The organism is uncultured Psychromonas sp., assembly GCF_947489755.1.
In the GTDB taxonomy this organism is placed as follows: domain Bacteria; phylum Pseudomonadota; class Gammaproteobacteria; order Enterobacterales; family Psychromonadaceae; genus Psychromonas.
The window spans coordinates 15,282-27,482 of the sequence record NZ_CANLFB010000024.1 but is presented as its reverse complement, the minus strand read 5'-3'; the positions used below and the strand labels follow the sequence as shown (position 1 = coordinate 27,482).

The 12,201-nt window shown below is 37.5% G+C and carries 9 protein-coding genes; 5 read left to right on the top strand and 4 right to left on the bottom strand.

What is annotated here, in order from left to right; genetic code table 11:
* Positions 1–160 precede the first annotated feature (160 nt).
* From Q0794_RS13370 to Q0794_RS13355, 4 genes are all read right to left on the bottom strand, one after another.
* On the bottom strand, positions 161–1,225 hold the full coding sequence (locus tag Q0794_RS13370; protein ID WP_298942711.1) for a polysaccharide lyase family 7 protein: 1,065 nt from the start codon (positions 1,223–1,225) through the stop codon (positions 161–163).
* 76 nt (positions 1,226–1,301) lie between these two features.
* Positions 1,302–3,500: a heparinase II/III family protein gene (locus Q0794_RS13365; RefSeq protein WP_298942709.1), complete on the bottom strand. Its 2,199-nt coding sequence runs from the start codon at positions 3,498–3,500 to the stop codon at positions 1,302–1,304.
* A 1-nt stretch (position 3,501) separates the two neighbouring features.
* Positions 3,502–4,053, bottom strand: coding sequence for an acyltransferase (locus tag Q0794_RS13360; protein ID WP_298942708.1), 552 nt, complete (start codon positions 4,051–4,053; stop codon positions 3,502–3,504).
* A 67-nt stretch (positions 4,054–4,120) separates the two neighbouring features.
* Positions 4,121–5,905 carry a transporter gene (locus Q0794_RS13355; protein WP_298942706.1) on the bottom strand — a complete coding sequence of 595 codons (1,785 nt, stop codon included), beginning with the start codon at positions 5,903–5,905 and terminating at the stop codon, positions 4,121–4,123.
* Between the two features lie 174 nt (positions 5,906–6,079).
* Here Q0794_RS13355 and Q0794_RS13350 point away from each other — a divergent pair, with 174 nt between their 5' ends.
* The 5 genes from Q0794_RS13350 to Q0794_RS13330 all read left to right on the top strand — a co-directional run bounded on the left by Q0794_RS13350 (position 6,080) and on the right by Q0794_RS13330 (position 11,622).
* Positions 6,080–6,985 carry a LysR substrate-binding domain-containing protein gene (locus Q0794_RS13350; protein WP_298942704.1) on the top strand — a complete coding sequence of 302 codons (906 nt, stop codon included), beginning with the start codon at positions 6,080–6,082 and terminating at the stop codon, positions 6,983–6,985.
* Between the two features lie 221 nt (positions 6,986–7,206).
* Positions 7,207–7,875, top strand: coding sequence for a hypothetical protein (locus Q0794_RS13345; protein WP_298942702.1), 669 nt, complete (start codon positions 7,207–7,209; stop codon positions 7,873–7,875).
* Positions 7,876–8,459: 584 nt separating this feature from the next.
* The gene (locus Q0794_RS13340; protein ID WP_298942700.1) at positions 8,460–8,801 is read left to right on the top strand and encodes a DUF3316 domain-containing protein; all 342 of its coding nucleotides are present in this window, start codon (positions 8,460–8,462) and stop codon (positions 8,799–8,801) included.
* 85 nt (positions 8,802–8,886) lie between these two features.
* Positions 8,887–9,228, top strand: coding sequence for a DUF3316 domain-containing protein (locus Q0794_RS13335; RefSeq protein ID WP_298942698.1), 342 nt, complete (start codon positions 8,887–8,889; stop codon positions 9,226–9,228).
* A gap of 945 nt (positions 9,229–10,173) precedes the next feature.
* Positions 10,174–11,622, top strand: coding sequence for a sugar porter family MFS transporter (locus Q0794_RS13330; RefSeq protein ID WP_298942696.1), 1,449 nt, complete (start codon positions 10,174–10,176; stop codon positions 11,620–11,622).
* Positions 11,623–12,201: the final 579 nt, after the last annotated feature.

Below are 12,201 nucleotides of genomic sequence, written 5' to 3'. Positions count from 1 at the left end.
TTAAACTCACCAAAAAAGTAAGTGGCTATCGATGCAATAATCGAGACCACTTACTTATTTACTTATTTACTTATTTAATCAGCTTTTTATCTCACTTATTTCACCTGAATGGTTCATCCTAAATGCTTCATACTAAATACTTCATATAGTTACATTAATTTTACTGCTGTAAATCTAAGCGATAAAAACTCACCTGTGCATAATCTCCTGCTTCAATGCCGTCATTGCTACATCCAGGCCCCCAAATAGGGTTTTCAGTACTCATATTACATTGATTATAGGCGCCAGCTTTTAGGTGTAATGCATCATCCCAATAACCACGGTCTAAAGGATGCCCGGCTAAACCTTTCCCTAAATCATGCTTAAACACTTTTGTTTCTTCATGCGCAGTGCCTAATGCTTTGGTAAACGTTAACGTCATCATCGTATTTTCAACATTAATAACGTAAGAGATAATTTCACCTAATTCGATACCATCAGCAGGATCTTTTGATGCTTTAGTTAATTGATGATTTCCCCAAACATCGTTTGGAATATCGTAGCGTTGATTTTGGTCGGCAGGACGTATTTCATAATTCCAAAATAATGACCCGTGATCATGATTTGGTAATTTACGATAAAAAATCTTCAACGGCTCAGTTTTACCTAAACCATGAATCTGCCCGATAACCACTGAATAAGCAGGGAATTTTTTATCATCACCACTGGTACTGACCCAATCAACGGCTAATGTAGCAGATAGCTGTCCACCCACTGCTCCGTATTTATTAGGATCTGGATGATTAGTGAGTACAAAGTTATTTTTAGGCTGTTTTTCATTAATACGCAAATCACCGCGACGTAGCATAGTATGTAATTCACTACGTACATTACTGCTGTTTGGCGTTGTTATCGCTTTATTCGGTGCACGAAAAACCATTGCCCCTGTCTGAGGATCAGTAAAAAACCACGTTGGGTGTGTATAGCCGGCATTAAGTACTTTTTCATTTACTTCAAGTACTTTCCCTTTGCGCTCTGGTTTATGATCAGGCTCTGGAATATTAATCATAAAAGACCACAAATTAAAATTTTCAGAAGGATCCTTAGCTGCACTTAATGTCGCACTTAACTCCGTCTTTAAGGCTTTTTGTTCTAATAATGTATCTGCACTAACGATATTGCTAACCAGTAGACTAGCAGCAACAATCGCGGTTAAATAACTTACATTTAATGTTTTAATCTGCATTTTAACTATCCTTATTAAACTAATACGAACCTATTTGCAGGCAATGGCGGTCAACCCGAATAACGACTGATAAAACCTAATAGCTTTTCATCTTTACAGTGAGAGGATCAACCACCAGCAGCCCGTCTTTCAATGTGATCGTCAAGGTGTTTGATTGATCAAAAAGTAATTCTACTGGCGATTTTAAACAACTCATCACGACCTCATGTGTCGTGGCAGCAGGAAGATCCCATTCAACATGATAAATGTCAGTAGTCGCATCTGACTCGATACCTCCAGAAACTGGAATAGCTTCTTGGTAACCAAACTCGAGTGTTGCTCGGACGTTTTGATCACTAGCAATAACGCATTGATAAGCATCATCAAGTTGCTCTGACTGAAGCTGTACTCCATTAGATGTTAACGTTGCCTCTAAATGGCTGTGTAAACGCCATTGCAATGAGTTAGCTTCAGGCAATGTCACGCTGTCCCAAATCACTAAACCTTTGCCTTCCAATAAAATAAAGGTACGAATAAAAGACGTCACATTCGGATAAGTAAGCGATAAATCGACTTTACTGCAATACCAACCATTACCTTCACTTTGGTACAATAATGTCGCAGTTGCGCTTTCATCATCAAGCAACTGCCCTATGCCACCGATCAAAGGTAAGTTATGAGCTTGTGTGGTTTGAGTCCACTCACTATGATGCGTACTGCCAAAGCAATAACCGTAACTGCCCGTGGGCGTTAATACCCCTAAACCGTTATCCATTAACGCTAAGTTACCTTGGTCTGCATGGCGGTGTGAGCTATTACCAAAAGGACTTGCACGGAACGATAAATGCGTTTGCCCAAACTTAGCGATGCCAAACCCACCATGACCATAAAATTTACCTATAGCCGCACTTTCTTGTTTAACATCGACTGATTCATTATTAATAAAGGCCAGTTGTTTAACGGTGGGTACCACATCTAATAAATGTAAGGCGTAACATTCAATTTGTGATTCTAGTTTTTCGCTAGCTTCGATAGCTTGTTGATCACCAAAACGTTGTGCATAAATACGTAATGGGTTTTGCGCAAAAAATCCCGGCCACTCGACACTTTCACGTTGACACCAAAAACCATCCCCAAAGGGATGAATTGCTTGATCAGTTGCCACAAAGTCCATCGCAAAGTCACAGTAATTTTTATAGAACGGATGCTCATAAAAAGAGAAATCACTTAATCGCTCAACCGATAAAAAGAACGCATGATGCCATTTGCTGTAAGAAGATGAATAAAAAGGCCCTTCAGCCCAACTACCATCAGCTCCGCCATAAAAAGGAAAGATGCCACGATAGACCATCAACGAATAATTAAGCCAACGCTCACAAACGGATTGATCAAATTCTTTATGCAACACTAACGCTGCAACGCCTAAATACCCCGGCAAACGAGATGTATGAGAATGTCCTGGAAATTGATGAAACTCATCTCCTTGCAGACGTTCTTCCATTTGGTAAGCAATACGAATAAGCATGGGCCTAATAAAGTTTTTTTCAGGCTCGCTCATAAGGGGTGATAACCAGTGATAAGCTAAAAATAAATTACGGGCTAAAGACAACCCCACTTCATCACCCCACGTTAATGGTCTGACTAACGTAGCAGGTCCTTCTGGACTCCATTGCGCAAAGCTTAATAACAATTCAACTGCACGCTCACCACTGTCTTGTTCTTGCCAAATTTTATAGAGTAATGTCAGTGCCATTAAATCCCTATCTAGCCACTCTCGCACATTAACGATCGCTGTTCTTTTACCCGCTTCAGCGCCACGTTTGTAATGCAATGGGTAACTAATATCCTCAGACTTCACAGCTAATATTGACGTCGCTTTTAACGTTGAATAAGCCTTCTCAGAGGCAGCTTTAACGGTGTTAATATCCTCATCAAAATACATCATAAACTGTTGACGATCCTGACAAAGTGCAAAGAGATCTTTTGCCGTTGGCGCAACATAATCAGCAACGCTTTGGTCAATAATAAAAGTAAACCATTCAGAGCATCCACCGTCAGCGTCGGTTAACTGCCAGCGGTATTCTCCGAATGGCAACGTAAATGAAAGTTGTAACGGTGATTGCACCGTATCCCAAGACCACTTTTGATCGGTATTACATAACTGTAATTCTACGCGATACAACAATTCACTTTGTGGTTGAGGCCAGTTAAAGCTTGGCGGATTAGTTAATGCTAATTGGTTGTTCTCTGGTGATAAAAATAATTGGAAATCATGATGACGCTGTAACTTCAACATATTAGATCTCCTTTTTAAACCAATTGTATTGACCCGTTTCCCGGTCAATTTTACCTAATGCAATGGCAGGTGTTCCCCCTACAATCGCATAAGGTTCAACATCACTTGTGACCACAGAATTGGCACACACTAAACTACATCGACCAATCGTTACACCGGGAGTGACCACCACACCAGAGGTTAACCAAACACCATCTTCAATAATCACTTTGCCTTTATCAAGGTCTGTGCGACCACTAAAACAATCATCAGCTGGCGAATAAAGATGATTTGAAGCAACGATACTAGCGTGTGGTCCAATCAATACATTTTCACCAATATTAACGTCACCATTAATGTAGCTATAAATACCAATATACGATTTTTTACCTATTTGGTTATCACCGATACGCACGATAGCACCTGGTGCAATCCTGACTCTCTCATTGGTAAAACCAAGAATGGCTGCTCTACTGTTATCGTCTTCAAAATTACCGCTTTGCGTTGTATAAAGTGTAAATTTACGAAATTCCTCTTCGCTTAACTCACCACCAAATTTTTTTTGTACTGACATATTTTTTAACCTTAGACAGTGAGCCAATAACTCACTGTCATCATCATTTAAATTGTTTTTATTAATATTAATTAACCGCAGGCTTTCCAGCTTTTATATCGACTGGGACTTCTCTGACTGACTTCACTAATAAGAAACCAATCAACGCAACGATAGCCGCCACAATCACAAACAATAAACGTCCCCATAATGGATTAGGTACTAACGTCAACAGTAGTAATGGTATCGCTGCCGTTAGCAACAAACGTCCTAACATCGTATGTTGTTTGTTATCCATTGTGATGCTGAAGCTTGTATCCTCAACGACAACTTCGGTATCCACATTAGAGAAGAATTTATCAACTTCCGCAGTACGTTCAGGTGACAAACCTTTATAGAAGAACTGTGATAACACAAAGAATGGCAAGGTAATCAACATGTGACCTGATACACCTAATGTTACTGATTTCATCTCAGCAAATTCACGTGTAGATAATGGCGTGTCTAACCCTAAAACAGATTCAACAAGTTCCGGTGTAATACCAAAGGCAATAATACCGGAGACACACATACCGACTAGAATAGTCCCCCATCCAGCCCAATCTGGCGTTTTACGTATAAAGAAACACATAATAGAAGGGATAAGTATTGGGAAACCCACTAATGTCCCCACCAGCATCATTAAATCGAACAAGCCAAATTCACGTAAAGAGGTTAAGAATAAACCAGTGAAAATAACGATAATACCGAACAGAGCAGTAAATAATTGGCTCGCACGCATCAAGTTCTTTTCATTTGGGTTTTTACAAAAGTACGGTTCATAAACGCTTTTAACAAGTATCCCAGCATTACGATTTAACGCAGAATCCATTGATGACATGGTGGCAGCAAACATAGCCGCTAACATCAAACCAACCATACCCACTGGCATTTCACGTTTTACAAAGATGTAATAAGTCGCATCCGCCACGTTTTTGCCTAACTCATCTAGTCCCCATGTAGTAACGTCGGCGTAATTACCTGCAACATACCAAGCAGGTAAGAACCAAACTAAAGGACCAAAAATCATTAATCCACAAGCTAGCAATGCCGCTTTTCTAGCATTTTTGGTATCTTTTGCACTGATATAACGATAAGAATCGACCATGTTATTGGTACTGAAGAATTGCTTCACAAAAATACAAACAAACCAACCGACGAATAAATAAGTATAGCTGTATCCATCTCCCATTAACGCTTGCTCTGGTAAGCCGACTTCAAGTAAATTACCGACACCACCTGATTTCCAAACCGCTACCGCAGCAGCGATAAAGGACATCACTGTGATAATCACCATCTGTAAGAAATCTGACGCGATAACCGCCCAACTCCCGCCAACCAATGACATAAATAATACAACGAGCCCTGCGCCAACGATGGTTTGCTCTAATGGCACACCTAATACCGCACTGGTAAATACCGCTAAACCGTTTAGCCAAATAGCCGCTTGAAGTACACTTAAGGGGATATTTGCCCAGGTAAAGACTTGCTCGTTAAACTTACCTAAACGCATTCTTGCGCCTTGGAGTGGACTAATAACACGCATTTGACGTGCTTTAGCAGCAAAGAATAAATAGTTACAGAAATAACCTAATGCATTAGCAAAAAATACAATCGCAACCGACATACCACTGTTTAACGCCTTCCCCATCAAACCTGTAAATGTCATCGCACTTAATGCCATCATGAATGCCGTAGATCCAACCATCCACCACAACATTCTGCCGCCTCCTCTAAAGTACTCACTTGTATTATCTGCAGCTGAGCGGAACATCCACCCTATCGCAAGTAGAAACACAAAATAAACGAGCACCACGATGACATCAATATCCATTTTAACTCCTAACAACCAAAAGGTAAGTAATCCAACGCAATCAAAATATGATTGAATTTAATATAGAGGCACTTTGATAGTTACCACACAAATTAATATACGTAGCGTTGGTCGACTTGAGAAATACTGATATCGTATAACATTAATACAAATTGGTAATAGCAGGAACTCACTTTGGAAATCAAGACATTAAAGACTTTTATTACGGTGGCAGCGTTAAAGAATTTTTCTGCCGCAGCCAAAGAGCTTTATACCGTTCAACCCAATATTAGTCGTCAAATATCAGATCTAGAAAGAGAGCTGGATGCTAAATTATTTATCCGTAATACACGTGAAGTCAGTCTGACCGAAACGGGCCAAATACTGCTACCCGAAGCCATTGAAATAGTCGCAAACAATACGCGTGTTACGAACCTCATCAAAGCAGCAAAACACAAACAACACAGTCTTAAAATTGGTTACCTTGCTTCAGCTTGTTCCACTTTTTTTCCTCAACTAGTTAATCAGTTTTCGACCCTGTACCCAGAAGTTAAAATAACCATCCTTGAAATGACGTCTAAAGAACAATTAAATGCCTTACTAGAAAATAAAATTGATGTTAGCTTTTCACGACCACAGCCTTTGCTAGAAAAGAAAAAGTTTTACTGTTCAGAGATTTATACCGACTCTTTAGTCGCAGCAATACCTAATAGCCACCAATTAGCCAATAAAGAGAGTCTTACTTTTAGTGAGTTAAAAAATGAAAATTTTATTTTATTTAAGCCTGAAGAATCAATGGATCTGCATTACCATATTGTTTCTAACTGTGAAAAGAATGACTTCTCACCTAATATCACCTCCCACCACGGCAATATTCGTAGTTTAATGACAGTGGTTTCTGCAGGCTTAGGGATTTCTATTGTGCCGAGCTGTGTAGAATACTTAGGGTTAAATGAGTGCCAATTTATTCCAATGCAAGAGCTTACATTGGCATTACAACTCAACATCTACCACTGTGGCACAACGTGCCCTGCGCATGTTACTGACTTTGTTGAATTTTGTAATTCAAAAAATATCTCATTAGGGCATTATATTAGTTAATGCACTTATCCATTTAGAAGTTGATGTGAACTCATATAAATTAAAAACGACCTAGATCTCATTTTAAATTTTGCTTAAAAAATCTACTTCACATAAATACTAATCCTATGATGGATTTACATGTCCCCTTTTCAAATTGTTTAATTAATCACATAAAATAATACAATATCACTATAAGGTGGTTTTTCCATTAATAGAGATATGCGTAAGGGATTAAAATAATGAAAAAAATTTATTTAGGATTAGTGATTACAGGTTTATTAGCTGGTTGTGCTAATACGGCAGATACAACATCGAACGTTGCATCAACAACAAACTCTGTAACCGCAGTCGCAACCGGCAGCAATCTAATTATCGACCCACAATTGACTCAGTTTAGAAGTAACAGTGGCAAAAGCGATGTATGGAAAAAACAGGCAAATAAAAATAAAGGGTTAGGCGATGCAGGTAGCTCGAAAGATACCGCATTTGGTAAAGAAGGTTCATCTCGCTTACGCTTTATGGAAGCGACAGATGACTTTACTGCTCAACCAGGGTTAAGCCAAGAAGTATTCGGTCTGCAACCTAATACCGATTATGAGTTCTCTCTCTATTACAACGACAAAAAAGGTGATGAATCACCAACAGAATTAGTGTTTGGTGTCACAAGTGCTTCAGGTCAATCATTAGCCACTAAAACAGTACATACATCAGAGCTTAATAACGCACCTAAAGGCGCAGTAAGAGATAGCTTCCGTCAAACATTCGTTAGCTTTAATTCTGGCGCAAATGTGTCAGTAACTGTTTATGCAAAACTACACATTGCAGACCTATCAAAAATTGATATGGATGGGGATGTCGCTAAGCAAACAGAAGTGCGCATCGATGAATTTAAATTAGCTCAAAAATAATTTAACCTTTTATCGACTAACTAGATAACGTATTAGTTAACCTCAATTTTGGGTAATGGAAGCGTAATTTAACTTAAAATCAGTTAGCTATATTGTAAAGGGCAACTATCTTTGATGGTTGCCCTTTTTTATTCACTAAGCAGTTCAACCTTAAAGAGCATAACGACTAAGCAGTTAACAACAAACAGTTAACGCCACCATATGTTAACCATTAATTTGGTTAGCGCTTTTCTAATTTCAATAAAAACCTTTTTAATATAAACAAATCGGCACTTTCAGCGTCATCGCCATCGTTTGCAGTAATCAATACCAACATGATAAACACTTATAAAAGCAGTTAACTATTTAGATCCAGTCTTGGTTATCCTCATGGTTCAAACCTCCAGTTAATATACATATCAAATATGTTTTTTACCTTTCCTATATTGATTGGTGACAAAAACGCCACAATGAATGGAAAATTAGTGTGATGACGCTCACACAAAATAAATAGATAATAGTTTCATCGAGTGAGGCAACGATGCCAAGACAAGAATGTTATTCACTCAACCTAACAGCAAACTATAAAATTTAAAGGTATCGAAATGAAAAAATTAACAACATTAGCGGCAACATTACTTATTAGCTCAAGCGTTTTTGCAAGTTCACAAGTGGTTCACTCAGACAAAAACTTCAGCACTGATGCATTCACTGATAAAACACAAGCATATGAAGCAGGCTTTAATTATTTAGACAGCTTAAAAACATTAAGCGATGCTGAGTTACGTCAGAAATTAGTCGTAATTTCTCAAACACCAGCACATAACATTAAAATTGATGACTCAAAAGTGTCTATTCAAGAATTTTCACAAACACGTGGACAAATTGCTTACCGTGCCGTTGTAGATGTTGATTATCACTTTACGACATTAAGAACAGACAACTAATTTTAAATTAGTATTCATAAAAATCATCGCTAGCCACTAGCCGTAGCGATCAAAGAACTAAAAAAATAAATTTAAAGGTATAAAAATGAAAAAATTAACAACATTACTAGCAACATTACTTATTAGCTCAAGCGTTTTTGCAAGTTCACAAGTGATTCACTCGGACAAAAACTTCAGCACTGAAGCATTCACTGATAAAACACAAGCATATGAAGCAGGCTTTAATTACTTGGACAGCTTAAAAACATTAAGCGATGCTGAGTTACGTCAAAAATTAGTTGTAATTTCTCAAACACCTGCACACAACATTAAAATTGATGACTCAAAAGTGTCTATTCAAGAATTCGCACAAACACGTGGCCAAATTGCTTACCGTGCAGTAGTTAATGTTGATTACCAGTTTACAACACTTAGATCTGACAACTAATCAATAAATTTCGTTGAATAGTACATCGCTAGTCTATAAGACTAGCGAAAAGCTATTTAAATAAAAGAAATTTTAAACCATTCATAAATCCTACCTTTCAATATATTCTAAGAACCCCCTAACACTTTCTTCTGATGATATTCCTAACAATGTAATACAACTATTTTAATTCAATAGTAATAAAACATAGCTAGAAAGTTAGTTTTGCGTAGTTCAAGGCGAATTATTGAAGCAATAACGGGTTAGTAAAAGATAATTTAACTCAGAAATTCGCGAAAAAAGCGGTGTTGTATCGCTTTACTTATCCAGAACTAAAATTATTTACTATAAGCGACTAAAATCGTAGCTTATTGATGAGCAAACTTAAAATATTTAAGGTTATTATTTTACTTTTTTGGTCAAAAGCAACAGCATAATAAACACCTGAATTGACTGCTTTATAGAGACTTTAAAGGCTTCCTCATAATATGTTTTATGAGAAATACCATCTCCTAACCTGCAGGTATACCAAAGTCTAAAGCATCGAGATGCTCAAGAAGTATTAACTAATATCTATGCAACTAATGCTGAACCTTCCTATTACTTTAAAAGTAGTACAAAACACTAAAGTTAATACTACCTCCCATCTAACAAAACAAAAGCAATAAATATTTTTCAAAATAAGAAAGCTCACATTAAAATAGGCCTATAACAAGAGCTATAAAAAATACTTAACATTAATCACAATAAATCAGTCAATTATGAAATTTAAGTTACTAAATCAACTATTCGTGATCAGCTCTTCATAATAAAAAGAAAATAAAAAGCAAGTATAGAACTCTTCTTTAACAGGCAATACTATACCCCCACATTAAAAAATGAAAAACAATTTTCACTTTGTTTTTTTAGAAATTTATAGGTCTTTCCCCTTTTATAATTATTAATAAAGATCTTCAGGAGAAAAGCATGTCTACTAACGTGAAACAGAAAAACAATATTGGGTATATTTTCAAAATCTGCTCTATTGCAGCCTTAGGCGGTATATTAATGGGCTACGATACAGGAGTGATATCCGGTGCAATTGGCTCAATCCGAGAGTACTTTCAGTTAAGTCCTGCTGAAACTGGGTGGGCCGTCTCCAGTGTTGTACTAGGTTGTATCGTTGGGGCCGTTTCTTCTGGCTGGATATCATTAAAATATGGACGCAAAAAAACTTTCTTTCTAGCCGCTATTCTTTTTTCTATTTCAGCAGTTGGCTCCGCATTAGCCCCCACCTTTACTCTTTATATATTATTACGCATCGTAGGAGGAATTGCAGTCGGATTGGCTTGTGTGACCTCGCCAATGTATATGTCAGAGGTTGCTCCTAGTGACTTCAGAGGCCGGGCAGTTAGTATGTTTCAACAATCCGCAGTGATTGGCCAAACCACAGTGTTTTATATGAATTACCTTATTGCTAAAGGAATGTCAGAAGCTTGGCTTGTAGATGTAGGTTGGCGTTGGATGCTTGGCTCAGAGATCATTCCAGCACTTTTATTTGGTTTATTAATATGCAAAATTCCAGAGTCTCCGCGTTGGTTAATATTAAAAGGCCGCATTGCAGAAGCACGTAAAGGTTTAGTTGAGATTTCAGGAGAAGAACAAGCTGATACATTGATAGCTGAAATACAAGAGTCACTGCAAGAAACAAGGAAGGTTGAGAAAACGGGCAAAAATGTTTCAATTAAAAAATCCCCCGTCCTTTTTGGTATTTTATGCATCGGTATATTCATTGCTGCCGCACAACAATTAACGGGCATTAACGTTATTCTTTATTACGCGCCAGAAATATTGAAACCACTAGTGGGCAGTACTGAAGATGCGCTATTCCAAACAACGTTCATTGGAGTGGTATTTATAATAGGTAACGGGTTAGGCATGTACTTAATCGATAAAGTTGGGCGATTGCCACTGATGAAATGGGGCACAATGGGCTGTGCTGTCAGCATGACCATTGTAGGTTATGTGCTCTATAAAGAAACAACGGGTTATGCAGCATTATTTGCACTGTTTCTTTACGTTATCTCTTACGCGGTATCTTGGGGTTGTGCATGTTGGACCATGATTTCTGAAATATTCCCTAATACTATTCGTAGTCGAGCAATGGCAATTGCCGTTGGTGCACAATGGTTCGCAGGTTTTGTGGTCACTCAGACATTCCCAATGTTAAATGATAACGCTTTTTTACTCGAACATATGAACGGCGCATTTAGTTTCTGGTTATTTGCAATCCTTTCTATTATTTCAATGAGCATCGTTATTCGTTTCGTACCGGAAACAAAAGGTGTTCCATTAGAAGAAATGGAAGAGGTAATGGCTGCAAAATTTGGTCAAAAGGTGGAAAAGAAATTAAAACATAACATTCAAACGGCATAAACATTAGGTCGCTCTGGTCTTATACAAAAAGCTTAGAGCGACCTAAACGTCAATTTATTCTTAATCAACCTTTTGATAACTCAAATCCTACAAATACATTTACGACAATTTATTCAAGGTCGCTTATTTAAAGGTATTAATTCAAATAGTTATTACAACTAGACAGTAATGAAATTAATTCCTCCCTTCTTACTTCATCAAGCATGAATCCTTTTTAATGTCTCTCCCTTAAATATCGAGTATAAAAACTCATTTAGGGCATTAACTCAACTCATCTAAATTACTTTCAAGATGCTTTATTCAGTCGTTAGCTTAGACGACTAATCAAGACATAACATGATGATAATGGAGAGTCTTTATTGAAGGTAGCAGCGTAGAGTTGCTTTCAAGATAACAATCCAACGTGCAAAAAGTAACGTAAGCATCTTGTTGTTAGAACGTACTTATTTCACCCGTTAGCTCACTTCCTCTTTCTACCTAGAGCATGTTCGTTTCACCGCTTTATGGATGTAACGGGTATAACTTGAGATATAATCATTAAAAAGAAACTTTATGGTTCGGTATTATGTGTTTTTTTAT

What these genes read in the sequence shown, in the direction of transcription:
- Q0794_RS13360 (WP_298942708.1), bottom strand. Translation starts at nt 4,053, where the DNA reads ATGTCAGTACAAAAAAAATTTGGTGGTGAGTTAAGCGAAGAGGAATTT.
- Q0794_RS13330 (WP_298942696.1), top strand. Translation starts at nt 10,174, where the DNA reads ATGTCTACTAACGTGAAACAGAAAAACAATATTGGGTATATTTTCAAA.
- Q0794_RS13370 (WP_298942711.1), bottom strand. Translation starts at nt 1,225, where the DNA reads ATGCAGATTAAAACATTAAATGTAAGTTATTTAACCGCGATTGTTGCT.
- Q0794_RS13345 (WP_298942702.1), top strand. Translation starts at nt 7,207, where the DNA reads ATGAAAAAAATTTATTTAGGATTAGTGATTACAGGTTTATTAGCTGGT.
- Q0794_RS13355 (WP_298942706.1), bottom strand. Translation starts at nt 5,905, where the DNA reads ATGGATATTGATGTCATCGTGGTGCTCGTTTATTTTGTGTTTCTACTT.
- Q0794_RS13335 (WP_298942698.1), top strand. Translation starts at nt 8,887, where the DNA reads ATGAAAAAATTAACAACATTACTAGCAACATTACTTATTAGCTCAAGC.
- Q0794_RS13340 (WP_298942700.1), top strand. Translation starts at nt 8,460, where the DNA reads ATGAAAAAATTAACAACATTAGCGGCAACATTACTTATTAGCTCAAGC.
- Q0794_RS13365 (WP_298942709.1), bottom strand. Translation starts at nt 3,500, where the DNA reads ATGTTGAAGTTACAGCGTCATCATGATTTCCAATTATTTTTATCACCA.